Source organism: Rhizobium sp. BT04 (genome assembly GCF_030053135.1).
Classification (GTDB): Bacteria; Pseudomonadota; Alphaproteobacteria; order Rhizobiales; family Rhizobiaceae; genus Rhizobium; species Rhizobium binxianense.
Genome location: NZ_CP125648.1, coordinates 38,960 through 61,900, shown reverse-complemented (window position 1 = coordinate 61,900; position 22,941 = coordinate 38,960). Strand labels below are relative to the sequence as shown.

The 22,941-nt window shown below is 62.0% G+C and carries 19 protein-coding genes and 1 riboswitch; of the genes, 6 read left to right on the top strand and 13 right to left on the bottom strand.

Annotated elements, in window-relative coordinates; all coding sequences use genetic code 11:
- Positions 1-7: 7 nt before the first annotated feature.
- Genes QMO82_RS01575 through QMO82_RS01560 form a run of 4 tightly spaced genes read right to left on the bottom strand, consistent with a single transcriptional unit; the run spans position 8 to position 4,238 of the window.
- Positions 8-1,024, bottom strand: coding sequence for a formamidase (locus QMO82_RS01575; protein WP_183610175.1), 1,017 nt, complete (start codon positions 1,022-1,024; stop codon positions 8-10).
- 12 nt (positions 1,025-1,036) lie between these two features.
- A complete protein-coding gene (locus tag QMO82_RS01570) occupies positions 1,037-1,963 on the bottom strand; it encodes an ABC transporter permease (protein WP_183610176.1) in 927 nt (308 codons plus the stop codon).
- Positions 1,963-3,090: an ABC transporter permease gene (locus tag QMO82_RS01565; RefSeq protein WP_183610177.1), complete on the bottom strand. Its 1,128-nt coding sequence runs from the start codon at positions 3,088-3,090 to the stop codon at positions 1,963-1,965. The genes QMO82_RS01570 and QMO82_RS01565 overlap by 1 nt, the downstream gene beginning before the upstream one ends.
- Before the next feature lie 20 nt (positions 3,091-3,110).
- Positions 3,111-4,238, bottom strand: a complete 1,128-nt coding sequence (locus tag QMO82_RS01560; RefSeq protein WP_180695574.1) for a BMP family ABC transporter substrate-binding protein — start codon at positions 4,236-4,238, stop codon at positions 3,111-3,113.
- Between the two features lie 339 nt (positions 4,239-4,577).
- On the opposite strand from QMO82_RS01560, the gene QMO82_RS01555 reads away from it, so the two are divergent.
- On the top strand, positions 4,578-5,252 hold the full coding sequence (locus QMO82_RS01555; protein ID WP_272784564.1) for a GntR family transcriptional regulator: 675 nt from the start codon (positions 4,578-4,580) through the stop codon (positions 5,250-5,252).
- A gap of 269 nt (positions 5,253-5,521) precedes the next feature.
- On the opposite strand, the gene atzF is transcribed toward QMO82_RS01555, so the two are convergent.
- The 8 genes from atzF to QMO82_RS01515 all read right to left on the bottom strand — a co-directional run bounded on the left by atzF (position 5,522) and on the right by QMO82_RS01515 (position 16,458).
- Positions 5,522-7,333, bottom strand: coding sequence for an allophanate hydrolase (gene atzF, locus QMO82_RS01550; protein ID WP_183610179.1), 1,812 nt, complete (start codon positions 7,331-7,333; stop codon positions 5,522-5,524).
- A gap of 3 nt (positions 7,334-7,336) precedes the next feature.
- The gene (gene uca / locus QMO82_RS01545) at positions 7,337-10,876 is read right to left on the bottom strand and encodes an urea carboxylase (RefSeq protein WP_183610180.1); all 3,540 of its coding nucleotides are present in this window, start codon (positions 10,874-10,876) and stop codon (positions 7,337-7,339) included.
- A 3-nt stretch (positions 10,877-10,879) separates the two neighbouring features.
- Positions 10,880-11,530: an urea amidolyase associated protein UAAP2 gene (locus QMO82_RS01540; RefSeq protein WP_062941840.1), complete on the bottom strand. Its 651-nt coding sequence runs from the start codon at positions 11,528-11,530 to the stop codon at positions 10,880-10,882.
- Between the two features lie 12 nt (positions 11,531-11,542).
- The gene (locus tag QMO82_RS01535) at positions 11,543-12,364 is read right to left on the bottom strand and encodes an urea amidolyase associated protein UAAP1 (protein WP_183610181.1); all 822 of its coding nucleotides are present in this window, start codon (positions 12,362-12,364) and stop codon (positions 11,543-11,545) included.
- Entirely contained in the window at positions 12,361-13,191 is an 831-nt protein-coding gene (locus QMO82_RS01530) for an ABC transporter ATP-binding protein (RefSeq protein WP_183610182.1), read from the bottom strand. Before QMO82_RS01530 ends, QMO82_RS01535 begins: the two co-directional genes overlap by 4 nt.
- Positions 13,188-14,006 (bottom strand): ABC transporter permease, encoded by an 819-nt coding sequence (locus QMO82_RS01525; RefSeq protein ID WP_183610183.1) that lies wholly within the window; start codon positions 14,004-14,006, stop codon positions 13,188-13,190. The genes QMO82_RS01530 and QMO82_RS01525 overlap by 4 nt, the downstream gene beginning before the upstream one ends.
- A 65-nt stretch (positions 14,007-14,071) precedes the next feature.
- Positions 14,072-15,145 (bottom strand): putative urea ABC transporter substrate-binding protein, encoded by a 1,074-nt coding sequence (locus tag QMO82_RS01520; protein ID WP_047622182.1) that lies wholly within the window; start codon positions 15,143-15,145, stop codon positions 14,072-14,074.
- Between the two features lie 74 nt (positions 15,146-15,219).
- A riboswitch (guanidine-I (ykkC/yxkD leader) is annotated at positions 15,220-15,328 on the bottom strand.
- 212 nt (positions 15,329-15,540) lie between these two features.
- On the bottom strand, positions 15,541-16,458 hold the full coding sequence (locus QMO82_RS01515; protein ID WP_183610184.1) for a helix-turn-helix domain-containing protein: 918 nt from the start codon (positions 16,456-16,458) through the stop codon (positions 15,541-15,543).
- Between the two features lie 86 nt (positions 16,459-16,544).
- On the opposite strand from QMO82_RS01515, the gene QMO82_RS01510 reads away from it, so the two are divergent.
- The 5 genes from QMO82_RS01510 (at position 16,545) to QMO82_RS01490 (ending at position 22,745) form a co-directional block, all read left to right on the top strand.
- Complete coding sequence (locus QMO82_RS01510; RefSeq protein WP_018247019.1) at positions 16,545-17,819, top strand: extracellular solute-binding protein; 1,275 nt, start codon at positions 16,545-16,547, stop codon at positions 17,817-17,819.
- Positions 17,820-17,902: 83 nt separating this feature from the next.
- Positions 17,903-18,763 (top strand): carbohydrate ABC transporter permease, encoded by an 861-nt coding sequence (locus tag QMO82_RS01505; protein WP_017992298.1) that lies wholly within the window; start codon positions 17,903-17,905, stop codon positions 18,761-18,763.
- Positions 18,760-19,596 (top strand): carbohydrate ABC transporter permease, encoded by an 837-nt coding sequence (locus tag QMO82_RS01500; protein WP_130704935.1) that lies wholly within the window; start codon positions 18,760-18,762, stop codon positions 19,594-19,596. The genes QMO82_RS01505 and QMO82_RS01500 overlap by 4 nt, the downstream gene beginning before the upstream one ends.
- Before the next feature lie 24 nt (positions 19,597-19,620).
- On the top strand, positions 19,621-20,703 hold the full coding sequence (locus QMO82_RS01495; RefSeq protein WP_183610185.1) for an ABC transporter ATP-binding protein: 1,083 nt from the start codon (positions 19,621-19,623) through the stop codon (positions 20,701-20,703).
- Between the two features lie 38 nt (positions 20,704-20,741).
- Positions 20,742-22,745 carry an aldo/keto reductase gene (locus tag QMO82_RS01490; protein WP_183610186.1) on the top strand — a complete coding sequence of 668 codons (2,004 nt, stop codon included), beginning with the start codon at positions 20,742-20,744 and terminating at the stop codon, positions 22,743-22,745.
- Positions 22,746-22,788: 43 nt separating this feature from the next.
- Here QMO82_RS01490 and cydX read toward each other — a convergent pair whose 3' ends face one another.
- Positions 22,789-22,911 (bottom strand): cytochrome bd-I oxidase subunit CydX, encoded by a 123-nt coding sequence (cydX, locus tag QMO82_RS01485; RefSeq protein WP_130767251.1) that lies wholly within the window; start codon positions 22,909-22,911, stop codon positions 22,789-22,791.
- Positions 22,912-22,941: the final 30 nt, after the last annotated feature.

The following is a 22,941-nucleotide window of genomic DNA, read 5'->3' as shown; positions in this document are numbered from 1 at the left end:
CTCTCTCCTATTCCGCGGCAGGTTTGAGGGGTTCGCCGTAACGGCGCATCGGCTTGTCAAATCCGCAGGACGTGCCGTCCTTGACCTTTATCTCGTCTTCCCATGGCAGGCGGTATTTGCCGGCGACAAGGTCGTGCATGTAGGTGTAGGGCGCATCCTTGGCGCCGCCAGCGACGGCGACATAGCCGCGATGGCCGAACTGGTAGATATTATTCTCCACGCCCCAGCCGAGCCGGGCCTCGCGCACCAGGTCAGGACGCACCTCGGCTGTGATGATCTCGTTGACGCGGCCGGAGGTGCCGTGGGCGATGATCGTGCCGTCGAAATTGCAGATCATGCCTTCACCCATGGAATCGAACGTGCCGTCCGAACCGCACATGCAGACATTCGCGGTGACCATCAGGTTGCAGAAGGCGTTGGCCTGGTTGGTGAAGCGCCAGGCATCGCGGATCGGCGCCGTGTAGCCGGCTGTGCGGATCATGATTTCGGCGCCCTTATAAGCGCATTCGCGCGCCATCTCCGGGAACATGCCGTCATGGCAGATGATCAGCGCGAGCTTGGCGCCCCGCGGGCCTTCGATGACAGGGATGCCAAGATCGCCGGGCTCCCACGGCTCGACGGGGATCCAGGGATGCATCTTGCGGTAATAGAGCTTCAACTCGCCCTGATCGTCGATGACGATGCCGGAATTGTAGGGCATGCCGTCAGGGTTCAGCTCCATGATCGAGAAGCAGCCCCAGATCCGATTGTCCCTGCAGGCCTGCCTGAAGGCCGCGACCTCCGGCCCGTCGAGCGTGCACATGATCTCCGGATTGATGTCCATGGAAAGGCCATGCAGCGCGTATTCGGGAAAGACGACGAGGTCCATGCCCGGCTGGTTGCGCCGCGCCTTGGCCACCAGATCGACGATCACCTGCGTCTGTTTTGCCAAGTCCGCTTTGGTGACGGTCACCGGCAGCTGGAGCTGCACCAGGCCGATACCGATGCCGTGTTCGGATTTGTTGAGACCGCCAAGGCCGTTCATCGGGATGCTCCGTTATTTCGTGAGCGATAGCGCACCCGGCGCTCCGGCGAGCGAGCGGGTGGGCGAGGAGGTGGCGATCAGGATGATGAGGGTGAGCACGTAAGGCGCGGCGTAAAAAAGGTAGTAGCCTTGTGTGACGCCGACCGATTGCAGCGCCGGGCCGAGCGCGCCGGCACCGCCGAAAAGCAGGGCAGCGAGAAAGCAGCCGATCGGATTCCAGCGAGCGAAAATGACGAGAGCCACCGCCATCAGGCCCTGACCCGAAGAGATGCCTTCGTTCCACGAGCCCGGATAGTAGAGCGAGAGATAAGCGCCGCCGATTGCCGCCAGCGAACCGCCCACTGCCGTTGCCAGCAACCGAACCCGGTCCGGGTGGATGCCCATGGCCCGGGCCGCGTCGGTGCTGTCGCCGACGACGCGCAGGATCAGGCCGATGCGGGTGTTCTTGAAGGCCCAGAACAGGAAGAGGGCAAGTGCCGCGCCGATGAAGAACAGCACGTTGATATTGAGCGCCGCCTGAACCTGCGGAATGCTCGACCAGCTGCCGAGCGGGATCGAGGGCAGTTTCGGCGCTACCGGCTGGATGAAGGATTTGCCGAGGAAGAACGCCATGCCGAGACCGAACTGCATCATGGCGATGCCGATGGCGATGTCGTTGACCTTGGGGAATTTGCAGATCCAGCCGTGGATGAGGCCGAAGATCGCGCCCGCCACCATTGCGGCGAGCACGCCGAGGGTCGGCGAGCCGGTCATGACGGCCACCGCATAGGCCGTCATGGCGCCGAAGACCAGCGTGCCCTCGAGGCCGAGATTGATGCGGCCGGAGCGTTCGGTGATCGTCTCGCCGAGGCTGACGAAGATGAAGGGGGTGGAAACGCGGATGGCGCCGGCGAAGATCGCCAGCGGCACGCCCCAGATGCCGATGCCTGTCTCTTCCATCAGAGGCTCCTTTTCCAGAGGTCGGGATTGAAGATCTTGAAGCGGCCGTAGAAGGTCTCGCAGAAGAGAATGACGATGAAGAGCGTCCCCTGCAGCACCAGAACCGTCGCATCCGGCAGGCCCATACGCCGCTGGATGAGGCCGCCCGAGGCGTCGATGCCGCCGAGCAGGATCGCGACCGGAATGATCGCCAGCGGATTGTGCCTGGCGAGGAAGGCGACGAGGATACCGGTATAACCGTAGCCGGCGGCAAGCGAGGCGTTGGCACTTCCCTGCACCGCCGCCACTTCGATCATGCCCGCCAGACCGGCAAAGCTGCCGGCAAGCGCGGTAAATCCGGCAATCAGCTTGCCGACCGGCAGCCCCTGGATCTGGGCGGCGCGCACGTTGCCGCCGGCGATGCGGGCGGCAAAACCATAGCTCGTCGCCTCGATCACGATCCAGGAGAGCATGCAGGCGAGGATACCGATGACGAGGCCCCAATGCACGTCCATGCCTGGAATATTGCCGAGCATGTATTCTGCCGGCAGCGGCCTGGTCGACGGCTTGTTGAGGCTTGCCGGATCGCGGAGCAGCCCTTCGACGAACTGGTTCATCAGGGCAATGGCGATATAGGAGAGCAGCAGCGACGAGATGGTTTCGTTGACGCCGCGGTAATGGCGCAGGAAGCCGGCAAGGCCGATCCAGATGCCGCCGACCACCATGGCGGCGATTGCCATCAGAATGAGGGTGAGGAAAACAGGCGCGCTGCCGGCGAGCGGCAGAGCCATGGCTGCGGCGGCAACGCCGCCCAGCACGACCGCTCCTTCCCCGCCGATGATGACGAGGCCGAGACGGGCGGGCAGGGCGACGCAGAGTGCCGTCAGGAGAAGGGGTGCGGCACGACTTAAGCTGTTCTGCACCGAAAACCAGCTGCCAAAGCCGCCGGTATACATCAGTTGGAAGAGGGTGGCCGGCGACTTGCCGACCGCCAGGATGAAGAGGGAGAAGAACGCAAGACCGATCAGGATGGCCGCGAGGCCGATGACAACAGGCTCGGCTCGCCGCGCGATCCATTCGAGGACGGGGCGCAGCGAAGCTGGTTTTTCCACGATGGCTATTGCGGGATCATTGGCCTCAATGGTCATGGCGCTTCTCCCTTCGTGGTTTACGCTGTGGACCCGACCACGCCCTCGACCAGATAATTCATGCTCTCAAGCTCGATCGCGTCTTCGGCGTAGCTCTTGTCGGCAGCAACGACCGTGTCGCCCTTATTGTCCTTCAACGGACCCTTGAAGACCGAGAAGCCGCCCTTCATCATCTCTGCCTGCGTGGTTTCGAAGGCCTTGCGGCCCTCCGCGGACACGGCGGGGCCGAGCGCGCTCATCTTCACGAAGCCGTCCTTCAGGCCGCCGCGCACGAAATTCCCGAGCTTTTCGCCGGCCTGCGCCTTCTTGACGAAATCGCTGTAGACGTTGCCCCAGGCCCATTCGGCACCGGTGAGATACTTTTCAGGAGCAAGCGGGCTCTGGTTGGCGTGATAGCCGCAGACGAAGGCGCCGCGGCCGGCAGCCGTCTCGACGACCACTTTGGGGCTGTCGACGTGGCAAGTGATGACGTCGGCACCCTGGTCGACCAGCGCATTGGTGGCCTCGGCCTCCTTGACGGCGAGCGACCATTCGCCGGTGAAGATCACCTGGCAGGTGATACCAGGATCGACCGTGCGTGCGCCCAGCAGGAAGGCATTGATATTCTGCAGAACTTGCGGGATCGGCTTGGCGGCGACGAAGCCGATCTTCTTGCTCTTCGTCGCATGGCCGGCGGCGATGCCGTTCAGATACTGGCCCTGGAAGATATAGCCGAAATAGGAGCCCGTATTGGCCGGGTTCTTGCCTTCCTGCCAGAGGCCGCCGCAGTGGCGGAACTGGATGTCGGGATGTTTAGCGGCCATGGCCAGCATGTGCGGGTCGAAGTAGCCGAAGGAGGTTGGAAAGAGCAGGGTCGCGCCGTCTAGGTTGATCATGGATTCCATGGTCTTCTGGACGTCGACGGTTTCCGGCACATTCTCTTCTTCGACCAGCGTCACGCCCGGTAGCGCCTTGATAACGGCCGCACCTTCCGCATGCGCCTGGTTATAGCCGTAGTCGTCCTTGGGGCCGACATAGATGAAGCCGACGGTCAGCGCGGTTTGGGCTGCGGCGGAGGAGCCGATCAGGCCAGGCATAGCGCCGGCGAGCGCACCGGCAGCAGAAGCCTGGAGGAAATTGCGGCGGTTCATGGAAAGGAGTTTGGTCATCGGAATGCTCCTTGCGGCGCTGGGCCGGTTGTGAACAGGTACAGAAAAGTGCATGCAATGCATGTGCCAGAAATTAACCAGTTGTTTTTTATAGTTTATCCGTCACACCAAGATTTTCGTTTTGCAAAGTGCATGCAGATTGATCGAATCCTTGCGCAAAAAGTAATCAATAGATATTTCTTGTTCATTGTTACTGCGCAGTTGGCAATAAAGTCGGATTGCCTGAGGTGCTCGTGCATCAGAAAGCGAAATTTTAACAATATCTTCGCCACTGGATTTGACTTATCGACTCTCGAACCGCATCTGTATGCAGAATGTTGACGTGAGCAGATTCGTATCGTGAAGCAGACTAGGCGCAAAGAAGTGATCCGTACCGGAACCACCGTCGAACAGATGGTGCGGGCGATTGCCGACATGATCGTCACAGGTGAAATCCTGCCTGGCGCGAAGTTGGATGAGGTGTCGCTCGCGGTTCGTTTCGACGTTTCGCGCACACCGGTACGAGAGGCTCTGCGTGAGCTGGGCGCCATGGGATTGATTGCACGCGAGCCAAACCGCAGTGCCCTCGTTACCAATGTCAGCGAGGCCTATCTGCATTCGATGTTCGAGGCGATGGCGGAGCTTGAAGCAATCTGCGCCAGGCTCTCGGCTGAGCGCATGACGGTCGATGAGCGGCGCGCGTTGGAGTTGGAGCATCTGGCATCAGTAAGGCTCGTGCATGCCGGCGCAGAAGAGGAATATTCGGCTTACAACACCCAATTCCATACCCGACTTTATCGCGGCGCGCATAACGATCATGTCTTCGAGATGGTGACGCAGACGCGGGCGCGGCTCGCGCCTTTTCGGCGGGCGCAGTTCCGTCTGCCGGGGCGTCTGGCAAAATCCTATGAGGAGCACGGCCGGATCGTGACCGCGATCATGCGGGCGGATGCCGCGGCTGCGGGGCAGGCGGCATATTCTCATGTGGAAATTGTCAGCGATGCCAGCGCGGTATTTGCAGCGGCCGGGGAGTAACGAGGACACGGCGCCAAAAATCAGGCGCCGCTAGAGCGGTGCAGCTTTTAACGGAAGCCCGAACCGCTCCATCCCTTTGTTTTTACGCAATTCCGGACGAAAAAGCGCGCGCCGCCCCGGTACGGCCTCGTCACGTGATCCTGCGGCGAAGGGTTTGACCGATGGTCAATCACCTTCTTGCGCGACCGAACCGGCGCGCGTCGCTTCGTGCTTCAAGGCCCGCAAGTATCGCCAGGAGGATCCTTTTGAGATGATACTTCATGCTCATTTCATTTCGGGATCCTTTGATCCGTGACGTAGGCGCGCCAGCCTCCCAATTCAGTGATTTCACGGGCGCCTTCGATTGCATGAGCCTCGCAGAGAAAACCTGCAATTTGGGAACCGTCATCGAGCGTTACCTTGCCTATACCGAGCGGCGCCGGGATGTTCTGGACAAAGCGCCCGAAAGCTTCCGCGGGGACTTTCCAAACCTCAACTTCGAGGCCTTTGCCGTCAAAGCCGGGCTCTCGGATCAGGCCTGGCTTCGGCGGGACTGTATCGGGCAGAACGAAAAGGCGGTAATCCGGTGCAGTACGGCAGGATTTGATGCGCCTGCCGCCCGGTCGGGTCAGTTCGTGGTTGAGAGGCATGCCGGTAAGATGCGCCCCAACGACGACGATCGGCACCAAGCCGTCATCGGCCTGCGGCACGCGGCTTGCTTCGGGTATTGCCGCCAGACGGTCCTTGCCCATTCCTGCATTCAAGGTGCGATGCATGGCGTCGGCGAAGGGAGCAAGGGCGTCATCTGCAAAGGCGGAGCCGACTAGAGTGATGCCGGCCGGGAGATGACCGTCGGCGTCGAAGCCAGCCGGAACGGCGATCGCCGCGCAATCGAGCAGATTGACGAAGTTGGTGTAGCGGCCGAAATGGCCGTTTTTCACAATCGGATCCGCCATCATTTCTTCGACTGTATAAGTGGTCGGTGAGGTCGGCAGCAGAAGCACGTCGGCCTTTTCCCATTCGGCCTCGGTCTTGCGGCGCAGTTCCTCCAGCCGGTAGCGGCCGTTGAAGGCCTCGACCGCGGTCTTGCCCTTGGCGCCTTCGATGATTCCCCGCACCGTCGGGTCGAAATCAGCTGCGTTCGTGGCAAGGAAGGTCTCGACCGCCGCCAGACGCTCGGCGACCCACGGCCCGTCATAGAGCAGGGCGGCGGCCTCGCGGAATGGCGCGTAATCGAACGGCACGATGGTCGCGCCGAGCCCTCTGGCCCGCTCGATCGCCTGGTCGTAGAGCGCCTCCACCTCCTTGTCGCCGAAGAATTCCCGCTCCGCTCCATCGAGCACACCGATGCGCAGACCGGAGGCGGGCAAGCTGGCGGGAACCGCCTTGCGCGAAAACGGATCGGCGGCATCGAAGCCCTCCATCACCTTGCGGATTGCGACGCCGTCGCCGACCGTTGGGGCAAAGACGGTGACGACATCGACGCTGCGGCAGGCAGGCACAACCCCGACATTGGGCACCAGTCCGGGTGTCGGTTTGATGCCGACGAGATTGTTGAAAGCCGCCGGCACGCGACCAGAGCCGGCCGTGTCCGTGCCGAGCGCGAAGCTTGCCAAGCCCGAGGCGACGGCAACCGCCGAGCCGGAGCTCGAGCCGCCCGACACATAGTTCTTGTCAAAGACCGAGCGCGGTGCTCCGTGGGGTGAGCGTGTGCCGTTGAGACCGGTCGCAAACTGGTCGAGATTGGTCTTTCCGATGACGATTGCGCCTGCAGCCCGCAGTCTCGCAACGACAGTTGCGTCCTTCTCTGGGCGGTAGGAAAAGGCAGGGCAGGCAGCCGTCGTCGGCAGGCCCGCCACGTCGATATTGTCCTTGACGGCGAAGGGAATGCCCCAAAGCGGCAAGCTGTTCGGTTCCGGTGCGCGCATCATCAGGGCGCGCACTTCGGCCCGCAATATGTCGTCAGGTGTCGGCGTGATGAAGATAGCGGGATCCGTCGAGGCGGCCCGACGGGCAATGACGATCTCGATGATATCGAGCGGGCTTTTGCCTGCCGCATAGGCTTCGCTAAGGCTGGTCAGATCAAGAATGGTCGGCAGCATGGGTCAGCATTCCTCCAGAACAACAATGATCTCGCCCGCTTTGACGTTTCGTCCCGGCCCGGCGCGCAGGTCGCGGACGCGGCCTGCCGCATGGGCGGTGACGTTGATTTCCATCTTCATCGACTCGATGATGGCGAGTGTATCGCCGGCCGCAACCGGGGCGCCCGGCTCGACCAGCAACTTCCAGATATTGCCGGGCACGGCGCTGGCAACACCGAAGCAGCCGTCGGGAATATCCCCGTCCGGACTTTCGCCCGTGCCTTCGTCGGTGACGAAGCTGTCGAGCCCGGCTTCCTTCCAGCGCTGGCGTTCGGCATCGAAGGCAGCTTGCTGCGTTGCCTTGAAGCGGCCGATCGACGCCGAATTGACCTGCAACTCTTTCTCGTAGGCGGCATAGGAGAATTCCGTCTCCTCGATCCTGATCGGATAGCCGCCATGCGGGAAGGCGGCGCGCGCCTCCGTCAGCTCCTGATTGCTGACCGGGAAGAAGCGGATCTGGTCGAAGAAGTTCAGCAACCAGGGTTTTCCCTTGGCAAAGGCTGGTGTCTCCCGCCAGGTGTTCCAGACCTGGATGGTGCGGCCGAAGAGCTGATAGCCGCCCGGTCCCTCCATGCCGTAGATGCACATATAGGCGCCGCCGATTCCGACGGCATTTTCCGGCGTCCAGGTGCGAGCGGGATTGTATTTCGTCGTCACGAGGCGGTGACGCGGATCGGTAGGCGTCGCAACCGGCGCGCCGAGATAAACATCGCCGAGCCCGAGCACCAGGTAGCTCGCATCGAAGACGATATCGCGGACGGCCTGTTCATCGGGAAGACCGTTGATGCGGCGGATGAACTCGATATTCGACGGGCACCAGGGCGCGTTCGGGCGCACCAGCTCCTGATATTTGCGCATCGCAAGCTCCGCATCCGGATCGTTCCAGGAGAGCGGCAGATGCACGATGCGGCTCGGCACGGTGACTTCCTGTGCCGCCGGCAGCGTCGCTTCGATCTCGGAGAGCAGCCCGAGCAGGCGCCGGCGCGTCAGCTGCGTGCCGTCATAGTGGATCTGCAGCGAGCGGATGCCGGGGGTGAGGTCGACGACGCCGGGGAGGCGGGCCTCGACGACCGCCTGCATCAGCAGATGCACCCGCAGCCGGAGCGCGATGTCGAGCGTCATCGGCCCATATTCAACGAGCAGATTGTCGTCGCCCTGGCGGCGATAGACGACAGAAACCGGTCCATCCTCGCTGATGCCGACGATCGGCGAACCTGCTTCTTCCGAGGGTCGCCGCACCGCCGGGCCGGCGATCGGGTCTTCCAGCCGCGCCAGTGCATGAAAACGGATACGGTCGCCGGGCTTGAACTGGCCCATCTTCCACTGCTCGTCGCGGGCGATCACCGCTGGGCAGACGAAGCCGCCGAGGCTCGGACCATCAGGGCCGAGAATGATCGGCATATCGCCGGTGAAATCGATCGCCCCGATCGCGTAGGCATTGTCGTGCAGGTTGGAGGGGTGCAGCCCCGCCTCACCGCCGTCGCTGCGCGCCCATTGCGGGGCCGGGCCGATCAGACGCACACCGGTACGGGCGCTGTTGAAATGCACCTCGTAGGCCGTCGAGAACAGCGTCTCGATATCGCTGTCCTGAAAGAAATCGGGCGCCCCGTGCGGGCCGTAGACCACGCCGACATCCCATTCGCGCGTCAAGGCGGCCGGCTCCGTCGCAGGCGTTGCCGGTTCGGCCGGTGCCTGGCGGGCAAAATGCAGCACGTGTCCTGTCTTCAGCGTACCGGTGGCGTTGCCGCCGAATTGGCCGAGGCCGAAAGTCGCGCGCGAGCCGAGCACAACGGGAGCGGCAAAACCACCGGCGACGGCGAGATAGGCGCGTTGTCCCGGTCCGTCGATCGAACCGATCGACAGAACCTGACCCGCCCGGATTGTCATCGGGGCGTCATGCGGCAATTTCACGCCGTCGCATGTCATTGGCATCCGCGCGCCGGCAAGCGCGATCGTCTGGTCGGAATAAAACCGCAATGTCGGACCGGAAACGGTCAACTCCAGCGCAGCCGTCACATCGTCATTGCCGACCAGCCGGTTGGCATGACGGAAGGAGCGCTCGTCCATCGGCCCGCTCGGCGGCACGCCGACATGCCAGAGCCCGAGCCGGCCCGGCAGTTCCTGGATGCTCGACTGCGCGCCGGGGGCGAGAACCTCGACGACATCGGGAACAAAGGCGAAGTCGCGCAGCGCCGTCGTCGCCACCTTGGCGCCGGCAAGCAGCTCGGAAGCGGCGATGGTCCTGAGATAATCGAGATTGGTTTCGATGCCCGATATCGATGTCGCTGCAAGCGCTGCCTTCAGCTTCCCGATCGCCGCCGGCCGGTCTTCCGCCGCCACGATCAGCTTGGCGAGCATCGGGTCGTAGAAGGGCGTCACCTCGGTTCCCGTCTCGATCCAGCCGTCGACGCGGGCATTGTCCGGGAAAACGACCTCGGTCAGCAGGCCGGCGCTGGGACGGAAATCGGCATGCGGCATCTCCGCATAGATCCGCATCTCGATTGCTGCACCCTTCGGCATCAGGCCTCTGGCGCCCGAGAGCACGTCTTCGCCCGCCGCCTGCCGGATCATCCATTCGACAAGATCGATGCCGAAGACGGCTTCGGTGACGGGATGCTCGACCTGAAGGCGGGTATTGACCTCAAGGAAATAGAATTCCTCGCGCTGGGGATCATAGATGAATTCGACAGTGCCGGCCGATTCATAGGAGACCGAGCGTCCTAGATCGACCGCCGCCTTGTGCAGCCGCGCCCGTATTTCCGAGGAAAGGCCAGGCGCAGGCATCTCTTCGACCACCTTCTGGTTTCGGCGCTGCAGCGAGCAATCGCGTTCGCCAAGTGCAATCACTCCGCCCTTGCCGTCGCCGAAGATCTGCACCTCGACATGGCGCGCTTCGGCAACGAAGCGCTCGATATAGACGCGCGCATCGCCGAAGCTGGCGCGCGCTGTCCGCTGCACGCTTTCGAAGGCGGCTTTGAGGCCCGCAGCGTCGGCGCAGAGCTGCATGCCAATGCCGCCGCCGCCGGCCGTGCTTTTCAGCATGACGGGATAACCGACGGTTTCGGCGGCCGAAAGCGCCTCGTCGACGCTCTCTAAGAGATCGGTGCCGGGCAGCAGCGGCACGCCGCTCGCTTTGGCCAGTTCGCGGGCCGTGTGTTTCAGGCCGAAGGCCGACAGATGCTGCGGTCGCGGACCGATGAAAGCGATGCCTTCGGCGGCGAGCCGCTCGGCAAAGCCGATATTTTCCGAGAGGAAGCCATAGCCCGGATGCACGGCCTCAGCACCCGTCGCCTTGCAGGCGGCGACGACGGCATCGATATTGAGATAACTCTCGGCGGCCGGCGCCGGGCCGAGGCGGACGGCCTCATCGGCGGTCAGCGCCGCCTTGGCGAACCGGTCGGCATCGGAATAGACGGCAACCGAGGCGATGCCCATCCGCTTCAATGTCCGGATAACCCGGACGGCAATTTCGCCGCGATTGGCGATAAGGACCTTGGTGAACATCGATCAGTCCTCGCCGTCCCAGATCAGCACCCGGATCGGCGTCGGATCGAAGCCGTTGCAGGGATTGTTGATCTGCGGGCAATTGGAGATGACACAGAGCACGTCCATCTCGGCCACCAGTTCGACATAGTCCCCAGGTGCGGAAATGCCGTCGACGATGGTCATCTCACCATTCGGCTTGATCGGCACGTTCATGAAGAAGTTGATGTTCGGCACGATGTCGCGCTTGCTCATACCGTGCTTGGTCACCTCGATCACGAAATTGTCGCGGCAGGCATGCAGGTATTTCGTGCCATGGCCGAAGCGCACGGTGTTGCTCTCGCAGGAGCAGGCGCCGGCTGAGGTGTCGTGGCGGCCGCAGCTGTCGGCCGTCATGACCAGCATGACATTGCCCTCGTTCGAGATGATCTTCGTGCCGGTGCCGATATAGGCGCCACCTTGGGCCCGCATCGTATCCTGGTTGGAATAGCGCTCGGCAAAGTCATCGGCGCGATAGAACAGCGTGTCGATCGCCTGCTGGCCGTAACTGTCCTCGATGCGGATCGTCTGGCCCTTCCGGACAATGCCGGACCATGGCGCCTCGGCCGCAATGAAGTGATCCTGCACCGCGTTTTCGAGGCTGCGCGAAGCTGAAGTCTTGATGAAATCGGTCATCACAATCCCTCCTCAGGCCAGCATCGAGGCGTTGTTCTCGAAACCGCGAAGGGCTTCGGCGGTCGCCGTGCGCGAGAGGTCGTCGGCTGCGGGTACGGGCGCGCGAAAGCGCGTGACGATGACCGGCTTCGGCGCATAGACCGGGTCGGAATCGAGCGGATGCGGGCAATTCGAGAAGCCGACGATCATGTCCATTTCGGCGCGCAGCTCGGCATAATCGCCGCTGTTGGAGAGTTTGCCGCGCCAATGGAAGCCGCCGTCATCGTCGACGCGGACGGGGGCGAAGAGATTGAGAATCGCAGGGATATCGCGCCTGGTGAGACCAAGCTTGCCGGCGAGGAGCACGAGATTCTCGCGGGTGTTGCGGGTCTTGGTGTCAGGATATTTTGCGGCGTTCGACGCTGCCGTCGAACCGCCCATCAGGCAGTCGTGGGCGCCGGAGCTATCCTCGATCAGCGAAAACATTACCCGGCCCATATCCGAAAAGATGACGCGGCCCTTGCCGAGGGCGGTCGTCCACTGAACCTTGACCGTATCGACGAGATTGAGCCGCTCGCTCGTATCGACAGCGTTCCAGGCAACGAGCGCCACGGTCGATCCGCCCTCGCCCTGATCGATGCGGAGCGCCTCACCGCGCTTCAGCGCAGTCGACCAGTACCAGCCGCCGGGGATGGTCTCCTGATGGATGATCGCAGCCGCATCGATTGCGGGAGCGGGCAGGGGGCTCGGTGCCGGCAAGGCCTTCGGCGCAAATTCCAGTCCCTTCTTCTGATGTTCCTCATAACGCTGCCGGTTGGCAGCGATCTCTTCGGGCGAACGTCTGACATGCATCATGGTTTTTCTCCTGACGGACTGGAAGCCGGGTCGTCCCGGCGAAGGCCCAGAGAAATGACCGGGCCGTCCCGGTCGGGGCTGAAGACGGAGGGCGCGCCGGCAAGCCTCGGCGGCCAGATCGAAATATCCTTGGTGATCGTCGCGCCGTAGCGCTCCTTTTCCTCCGGGCGGTCACGCTTGCGCTCGAAGGCGACGACCCGCGTCGCCAGCGTGAAGGCCTCGCGCATGTCGTGGGTCACCATGACGACGGTCATCTGCGTTTCGTGCCAAAGCCGCTTCATCAAGGTGTGGATTTCAGCACGGATGCCGGGGTCGAGCGCGCCGAAGGGCTCGTCGAGCAGCAGCACCTTCGGCTTCATGATCAGGGCCTGCGCCAGCGCCAGCCGCTGCTGCATGCCGCCTGATAGTTGCGCCGGATATTTGTCCTCGGCGCCGGAAAGGCCGACTTCGGCAATCAGCCGCCGGGCTTCGTCGATGGCGCTGTGGCGGGCGGCGCCGAAAAGCTTGGCCTTGTAGCGGGAAGCGGATAATTCCCGCCCAAGCAGCACGTTGCCCAGCACGGTCAAATGCGGGAAGACGGAATAGCGCTGGAAGACGACGCCGCGATCCGGCCCTGGCTCGGCCGGCAGAGCTTCGCCGTCCAGCAGGATGGTGCCGCGCGTTGGCCGCTCCTGGCCGAGCAGCATGCGCAGGAATGTCGACTTGCCGCAGCCGGACGGACCGACAAGCGCGACGAAGGCGCGCGAAGCGACAGTCAGCGACACGTCTTCGAGTACGATCTGGTCGCCATACTCTTTCCAGACCTTTTCGATCACCAGTTCGCTCATGCCTGCTTCTCCAGCTCTGACCAGGGGAAGACGGCGATGCGGATGCGATCGAGGATATAATTCATGATCACGGCGAGCAGCGTGATCCAGACGACATAGGGAAAGATGACGTCCATCGAGAGATAGCGGCGGACGAGGAAGATGCGGTAGCCGAGACCGGAATCCGACGAAATCGCTTCGGCGGCGATCAGGAACAGCCAGGCAGGCCCGAGCTGAAGCCTGAGGCAGGTGATCAGCCGCGGCAGGATCTGCGGCAGCACGACACGAAGGCCGATCTGCCAGGAGGAGCCGCCGAGCGTTTCAGCCTTGACGATCTGTTCGCGCGGCAGCTCCAGCGCCTTCAGCGCAAGGTCGCGGATCATCGTCGGCGCAACGCCGATAACGATGAGCGCGATCTTCGAGGCTTCGCCAAGCCCCATGGCGATGAAAAGGATCGGCAGCAGCGCCAGCGGCGGCACCATCGAGATAACGGCGACGAAAGGGGAGAGCAGCGCCCGGAGGTAAGGCAGCATGCCGATCAGCATGCCGATGACGAGCGCGGTGATCGTGGAGATGCCAAGGCCAGCAAAAAGGCGGATCAGGCTCGCGCCGGTATCGGACCAGAGCAGGTATTCGCCGGTGCGCGGATCGGCAACGAAGGCCAGGCGATCGATCGCATCGGCAAAACCGGCAAGACCGGGCAGCAGCTTGTCATTGGCATTCTCCGCCAATCGTGCCGCCGAGCCAAAAGTGTAGGCAACGATCAGCAGCACGAAGGGCAGCAGCGTCAAGGCAAGCTGCGCGCCCCGGCTCGGCCTTGTGTTGATCCAGCGCATGAGGAAAGCTCCGCTGATGAAGGTCAGGCGGCGCGGTCAATGCCGCGCCGCAGCTTTGAGATCGCTTAGAGCGAACCGTCGGCGGCTGCCTTCATGTAGGTCTCGGTGAAGCGCAGCTTGACGTTGCCGCTGTCGCCGAGGATCTTGCCGTCCGGCATTTCAATGCCGATGACATCGGCCGACGGCGCGCCATTGCCGAGCAGGCCTTTTTCGAACAGGAAGTTGCGGACGAGATCCATTGTTTTCGGCAGGCTGCCCGAGGCGGTGAAGGCAACGGCATCGGCCGGCTTGGCAAACAGCTTGGTGGCGGCAAGCTGGGATTCGAAGCCCTTGAGATCGGTGCCCGATGCCTGGCCCATCGCCTCGCGCGCAGCCTTGCCGTCGGCACTGTCGGCAGTCAGCAGTGCTGCGGTTTCATACCAGATGCCGGCGAGCGCCTTGCCGAAATTCGGATTGTCCTTCAGCACACCTGAATTGGCGACCATCAGGTCGATGATCTCGCCCGGCACCTGCGAGCTATCGAAGACCTTCTTGGCTGTGGGATCCTCCAGGATGGTCGAGACCAGCGGGTTCCAGGTGACGACCGCGGTCACGTCAGCCGTCTTGTAAGCGGCGACCATATCGGCGTCGGAGGTGTTGACCACTTTCACGTCGCGCTCGGTCAGCTTGATGCTTTCGAGTGCGCGGGCGAGCAGATAATGCGAGACGGAAAATTCGACGAGATTGACGTTCTGCCCCTTGATGTCGGCAAGGCTCGCTTTGTCCTTGAGGATGACGGCATCATTGCCGTTCGAGAAGTCGCCGACAATCACGGCTGTGGTATCGACGCCGCCGGCAGCCGGGATCGACAGGCCGTCCATATTGGTCAGCGTCACGGCGTCGAAGGCGCCTGCGGTATATTGGTTCATCGATTCGACGTAGTCGTTGAACTGGGTCACCTCGATCTTGATGCCGTATTTGTCGGCCCATTTCTTGACGATGCCGTGATCAGCAGCATAACCCCAGGGCATCCAACCAACATAGATCGACCAGGCGACCTTGAAGTCGGTCTTCTGTTCAGCCTTCGCGATGGAGCCGAGTCCCAACGCCAGGGACGCCGTCAGCGCGGTAATCGATAGAATCTTCGAAAAAGTCTGCATTGAAATTCCCCTTTTGCTTTTCTTCAAAAGGGATCGGCAATGACCATCGTGCCGCCAATCCCTTGGCTTACGAGGTCTCCCGGGCTTTTGTCCCGCCGTGCACCCGGCGGGATGTCTCCCCTGCCGGTGGTAGCTCTCGGACCAGCCACGCCTTGCGACGCCGGAACCCTAGCCACCAACTCTGCAACTATCGAAGCAAAGTGTGTGCCAAATTGTAAATCATTGATTTTATTGAGAGTGCGATGGTGCCAATTCCCTAGCAGATGTAATAGTGCATGCACTTGCACAGAAAATGTGCGTATTCTGCCGCCACCTTAGGCGTTGGTTCTTTTTTACCCAGTGAAAAACAAGTCGCAGGCGGATGCACAGAACGCCGAATTGCGGCTGGCCCTGAGCTAGTTCCGGAAAGCGCCGGCCGGGACCGTCGTCACCAGCCGGATATCACGGCGGAAGTCCGACGGCGACATGCCGGCGATATGGCGGAAGGATTTGTTGAAGGCGCTGATCGAGCCGAAGCCGCTGTCCATCGCCACCTGCAGTACGTTGGCGCCCTCGCTCATCAGCATCGCCTGAGCGCGCGACAGCCGCAGCAGCGTCACATATTTGCTGAGCGTCATGCCGGTCGATCGCTTGAACAGGTTCATCGCATATTTCGGATGCAGGTCGGCGGCGCGGGCGATATCGACCGAATCGATGTCGTGCAGGAAATTGGCGGCAATGAAATCGCACATGCGCGCGACGCTGCGCGAGGAATGCGGATAAGGGTGATCGCCGTCGAGATTGATGGCCGCCTGCGACGTCATCGAATAGGGTTCGAGCGCGATCCGCTCGATGCGCAGCAGCAACTCGTCGACGGCGTGCTGGGCCTTGGCGGGATCGCCTGAGTTGGCATAGCGGAACCAGCGGGTGAAGTTCTCGCTGTCGGCGGCATCCGTTGCCGAGGTCAGCAGCGTCTCGCCCTTCATCAGCCGGCTGGAAACGCTGATCGGCAGGCGCAGCCGGAAGAAATAGACGAGCGGCAGATGGGCCCCGGCATAGAGCGAATCATCCGAGGATTCGTCCATCTGATGCGGCTGGCCACCCCAGAACAGGCACATTTCGCCGGCGTTCAGCCGGAATTCGTGGTCGCTCATCCGGTAGTGCACGGTACCGCGCATCACGTAGTTGACCTCGACCTGCGCGTGCCAGTGCGGCATGGCCATGACGGGCGGATGGGCATGAAACATCTGCAGCGCCGTTGGCAATCCCTCGATGCTGCTCGCGCCGGGCTGATAGATTGCACGTGTGCCGACCTTACTTTCCGCCAAATTCATGTTCCCTTTTTAGGAGACACCCGCTCCCTTACAGATAGTCTAACCGCGTTCGTGAAAGATCGGCAATTGAAAAGGGAGGATTTTCAATGCGCTTCAAACTTCTCGCTGCGACCGCAGCTGTCGCAGTGCTTGCTTCCGGCTCCGCATTCGCGCAGTCGGCTAATCTCACCATCTGGAGCTGGAATGTCGCTGCATCGGCATTGAAGTCCACGCTTCCAGGCTTCAACAAGCAGTTTCCCGATATCAAAATCACCGTCGAGGACCTCGGCAACAGCCAGGTCTTTGACAAGACGCTCGCGGCGTGTGCTGCCGGCGGCGACGGCTTGCCTGACATTGTCAGCATCGAGAATTTCGAGGCTGAAATCTTCTGGAGCCGTTTCCCGGATTGCTTCGCCAATCTGAAGGAGCTCGGCTACACGGCCGACATCCAAGCGAAATTCCCTGATTTCAAGCGCACCGAGCTTGAAGTCGGCGATGTCGCCTATGCCATGCCATGGGATTCCGGCCCTGTCGCCGTCTTCTATCGCCGCGATCTCTACGAAAAGGCCGGCGTCGATCCGAGCACGATCAGCACCTGGGACGATTTCATCGCTGCCGGCAAAAAGATTTCTGCCGCCAATCCCGGCGTCGTCATGGCGCAGGCCGACTTCAACGGCGACAGCGAATGGTTTCGCATGATCGCCAACGAACAGGGCTGCGGCTACTACTCGACCGACGGCCAGAATATCACCATTAACCAGCCGGCCTGCGTCGCCTCGCTGCAAAAGGTGAAGGAGATGAAGGATGCCGGGACGCTGACGTCGGCCAACTGGGACGAAAAGATCCAGGCCAATACCGCCGGCAAGGCCGCAAGCCAGCTGTATGGCGGCTGGTATGAGGGCACCGTGCGCTCGACCTCTCCCGATCTCAAGGGCAAGTGGGGCGTCTACAGAATGCCGAGCCTGACGGCCGATGGCCCGCATGCGGCCAATCTCGGCGGTTCGTCGCTCGCCATTTCGGCGACATCCGCGAACAAGGAAGCCGCCTGGAAATTCGTCAACTACGCCCTCGGCACGGATGAGGGCCAGATCACCATGCTGAAGGAATTCGGTCTGGTCCCGTCGCTGCTTTCGGCTGAGAAGGATCCCTTCGTCAATGAGCCGCAGCCCTATTGGGGCGGCCAGAAGGTCTGGGCGGATATTCTGGCGACACTGCCGAAGATCGTACCGAGCCGCGGCACCGCCTTCCAGAGCGATGCGGAAGCCATCTTCAAGGCAACGCAGACGAAGTTCTTCGCTGGCGGCTATCCCGATGCGAAGGCGGCTCTCGACGACGCCGCCAAGCAGATCGCTTCGGCGACCGGTCTCCCGATCGCGCAATGAATGACGATGCCGGGCGCTTCAGGCGCCCGGCTTTCCCCCGGTTTGCAATGCGGCCGGTCATTCGTTCGTGAGGAGGAGGCTTGATGCCGTTCAGAACTCGGAGCGCCTATGCGTTCCTCGCTCCCTATCTGCTGGTCTTTGCCACCTTCTGGGTCTGGCCGATCATCAATTCGTTCCTGATTTCGTTTCAGAACACCCGAATCAATCCGTGGAAATTCAGTTTTCAGGCCAATTGGGGCCGGCTCTTCTACGACCCGGCTTTCTACAATGCTCTTTACAACACCCTGATCATCCTGCTGATTCAGGTGCCGGTGATGATCGCGCTTGCGACGGTCATGGCCGTAATGCTCAATTCGCCGCTGCTAAAAGCGCGGCCGCTCTTCCGCTTCGCCTTCTTTGCGCCTGTTGTCGTCGGCGAGGTCGCCTATGCTGCCGTCTTCCGGCTGATGTTCAGCCTCGATTTCGGCATCATCAACAAGCTGATCTCGGCCGTCGGTCTCAGCCCGGTCTCCTGGTTCGACAACGCGAATGCCGCCATGGCGCTGATCATCCTCGCCGTCACATGGCGCTGGGCCGGCTACAACGCCATCATCATCCTCGCCGGCCTGCAGTCGATTCCCGACGATGTCTATGAGGCTGCGACGCTCGATCGGGTGAGCAAGATCCAGCAATTCTTTCACATCACCCTGCCGCTGCTGAAACCGATCATCCTCTTCTGCGTGGTGCTCTCGGTGATCGGCACCATGCAGCTGTTCACCGAGCCCTTCCTGATCACCAATCGTGGCGGTCCCGGTGGCGGCACCGAGACGCTCGGCCTGCTGCTTTATCGCCAGGGCTTCACCTCACTGAACTTCGGCTATGCCTCGGCGATCGCCTATACGATGGCTGCCCTTGCCGTGGCGATCTCGCTTCTCAATCTCTGGGTCGGGAGGGATCCGAAATGAAATCCAAATCGCAATCCCTTCTGCTGCGCCAGATCGCGTTGCATGCCGCGCTGGCGCCGCTTGCGATAATCTGGCTGTTTCCGCTCTGGATGATGTTCGTCTTCTCGACCATGCCCGACAACGGCATCTTCAGCCCTGACATCGTGCTCTGGCCATCGACCAATTTCGTCGAGAATTTCAAGAACCTGCAGGCCGACACCGATTTCATCGGTGCGATGGTGATCTCCATCGGCGTCGCGCTCATCTATACGGTCCTGTCGGTACTGCTGACCTCGATGGCGGGCTGGGCGCTGGCGCGTTACCGTTTCGTCGGCCGCTCGATCGTCATCGCCATCATCCTCGGCACGATCACGCTGCCGTTTTCGGTGGTCGTCATCCCGCAATTCATCATGGTGGCCCGCGAATTCAAGCTGGCAAACACCTGGGTGGCGCTGATCGTGCCGCCGTTGTTCAATTCGCTCGGGGTGCTGTTCATGCGGCAATCCTTCTCGATGATGCCGGGCGAGCTTTTCGATGCCGCCCGGGTCGAGGGCGTCAAGGAATGGCAGATCTTCCTGCGCATCGCCCTGCCGCTGGCGCGCCCAACCATGGCCGCACTCGCGATCATCCTCTTCCTCGCCTCGTGGAACAACTACCTCTGGCCGCTGCTGATCAATTCCAAACCGGGAATGATGACGGCGCCTGTGGCATTGGGAACGCTGATCGGCCTCACCAAGGTGTCATGGGGCGGCATCATGGCCGGCGCGGTGCTGCTGACGGCGCCGATCCTCGTCATCTTCGTGGCGCTTCAACGCCATTTCATCGCCGGCATCGCGGCCGGCGCAATCAAATAATCGGGCAAATAATCGGGAGGCTGCATGGCAGAGCTTTCACTCAGCAACATCGTCAAGCGCTTCGGCGGCTTTGAGATCATCCACGGCGCCAATCTGGAGGTGAAGGACGGCGAATTCGTCGTCTTCGTCGGCCCGTCCGGCTGCGGCAAGTCCACGCTGCTCCGGATGATCGCCGGCCTCGAGGACATTACGTCAGGTGAGCTTCAGATCGGCGGCAGGGTCGTCAACGACGTCGAGCCGGCCGATCGCGGCATCGCCATGGTCTTCCAGTCCTATGCGCTCTATCCGCACCTGACCGTCGAGGAAAATTTGAGCTTCGGCCTGCGCATGAACGGCAATCCGAAGGCCGACACCGAGCGGCGCGTGCGCCATGTCGCAGAGATCCTGCAGATCACCGAGCTGATGAAGCGGCGGCCGAAGCAGCTTTCCGGCGGTCAGCGCCAGCGCGTCGCCATCGGCCGCGCCATCGTCCGCGAACCACAGGTCTTCCTGTTCGACGAACCTTTGTCGAACCTCGACGCCGAACTGCGCGTGCAGATGCGCGTCGAAATATCAAGACTGCACAAGAAGCTCGGCACGACGATGATCTATGTCACCCACGACCAGACGGAGGCGATGACACTCGCCGACAGGATTGTCGTGCTGCGCGCCGGCAATATCGAGCAGATCGGCGCGCCGCTCGATCTGTACGATGATCCCGCCAATCAGTTCGTCGCCGGTTTCGTCGGCTCGCCGAAGATGAATTTCCTCAACGCCGTAGTGGTTGAAACGCAGCCGGGCCGGGCAGTGATCGCGCTGGAAAGTGACGCCAATACCCGCCTGACGTTGCCGGTCGCCGATCCCATCCAAGCTGGCGCAAAAGTGACGCTCGGCATCCGTCCGGAACATTTCGTCGATGCGGGCACGGGCGATGCCGACCTCACCGTCACCATCGACGTCGCCGAACATCTCGGCAATACCAGTTACATCTACGCCACCATAGGCCCCGAGCAACTGATCATCGAGCGACCGGAATCGCGCGTCGCCGGCAATCGCGACACGCTGATAGTCGGCCTTCCCGCCAACCGCTCATTCCTTTTCGACGGCGCCGGCAAGCGGCTTCGCTGAACCAAATCCCAGGACAGAAAGACGAAAGAGGATTTTCCATGACTTCAGATCAACCGATCCGCTGGGGCATCATCGGCCCCGGCACCATCGCCCGCACCTTTGCCGATGGCGTCGCTCATTCGCGCACCGGCAGACTGGTGGCGATCGCCACCCGCAATCCTGCAAAGCCGGGTCTTGCCGAGAACTTCCCCGGTGCCCGCATCGTCGATGGTTACGAGGCGCTGCTCTCCGATAAGGAGATCGATGCGATCTATATCGCCGTCCCCCACACCGGCCATGCCGAATGGGCGATCAAGGCGGCACGCGCCGGCAAGCACATCCTGGTGGAAAAGCCGATCGCACTGTCGGCCTATGATGCCGAAGCGGTTTATTACGAGGCGAAAAAAGCCGGCGTCTTTGCCGGGGAAGCCTTCATGTATCGCGTGCATCCGCAGACAGAGAAGCTGGTCGAACTCGTCAAAAGCGGCGTCATCGGCACCGTTCGCATCATCCGCTCGAGCTTCGGCTTCAACATGGGCAGCTATAGGCCGGAACACCGGCTTTTCGCCAATGATACCGCCGGCGGCGGCATTCTCGATGTCGGCGGTTATCCGGTCTCGATGGCCCGGCTGATTGCCGGCGCGGCGCAGGGCAAGGCCTTCCTGGAACCGGAGAAGGTCTCGGGCGTCGCCCATCTCGGAGAGAGCGGCGTCGATGAATGGGCCTCTGCCGTGCTGAAGTTCCCGAACGAGATCATCGCCGAAGTCTCCTGCTCGATCATGGCGAATCAGGACAATGTGCTGCGCATCATCGGCTCGGAAGGCCGGATCGAGGTCCAGGACTTCTGGTTCGCCTCCGGCCACAAGGGCGGCGTCGGCAAGATCGAGATCTTCAAGGGGGGCAAACAGGAAACCGTCGAGCTCAGGGAAGACCGCTGGCTTTACTCCTTCGAGGCCGATGCGGCGGGTGACGCCATCCGCGCCGGCAAGACGGAATTCAGCTCTCCCGGCATGAGCTGGGCGGATTCGATCGGAAACCTGCGCGTGCTCGACCAATGGCGTGCCTCGGTCGGTCTGGAATACGGCGTTGAGAAAGCCAGCAAGCGCACGGCAAACATTGCCGGCGGCACGGTCGCGCGTGGCAACAGCATTCCGCAGCGCCAGATCCCCGGCATTTCCAAACCTGCCTCGGTCGTGACGCTCGGCTTCGAGTTCTTCCCGAACTTCGCCGCCGCCTCGCTGACGCTCGACGCCTTCTACGAGGCCGGCGGCAATGCCTTCGACACGGCCTATGTCTATGGCGGCGGCAAGACGGAAGCGATCTTCGGCGACTGGCACACGAGCCGCAAGGTGCCGCGCGAGGAGATCGTGCTGATCGGCAAGGGTGCGCATTCGCCGCTCTGCTATCCTGATATGATCGCAAAGCAGCTCGACCAGTCGCTTTCGAGGCTGAAGACCGACTATGTCGACATCTATTTCATGCATCGCGACAATACCGACGTGCCCGTCGGCGAGTTCGTCGATGCCATGGATGCCGAGGTCAAGCGCGGACGCATCCGCGGCATATTCGGCGGCTCGAACTGGACGCGGGCCCGCTTCGACGAAGCGATCGCCTATGCCGAAAAGACCGGCAAGGCGGCGCCGGCAGCACTCTCCAACAACTTCTCGCTCGCCGAAATGCTCGATCCGATCTGGGCCGGTTGCGTCGCCGCTTCCGACGACGACTGGAAGAAGTGGCTGAACGAGAAGCAGATCCCGAACTTTGCCTGGTCGAGCCAGGGTCGCGGCTTCTTTACCGACCGCGCCGGCCGCGACAAGCGAGATGACGAGGAGATCGTGCGGGTCTGGTATTCCGAGCGCAACTTCGGACGCCGCGACCGTGCTATCGAACTGGCAAACAAACTCGGCCGCAATCCGATCCACATCGCACTCGCCTATGTGATCGCCCAGCCTTTCCCGGTCATTCCGCTGATCGGGCCGCGCACCGTCGCCGAGTTGGAAGACAGTCTCTCGGCGCTCGACATCAAGCTCACACCCGAGCAGGTGAAGTGGCTGGAAGGCTGAAGCAACAGCAAAGGGCGCGGTTTGAACCGCGCCCTTTGCATTTCTACTTGCGCAGCTCGGAAGCTTTCTTCCTGGCCGCGTCGTCCATCAGCTCATACCACATGGCGTTGAGGACGGCGAAGGCGGCGGCCAGCGGCAGGCCGAGCATCCATGCAAAATACCACATCGTTTGGTCTCCCTCAGAGCAATTCCAGGA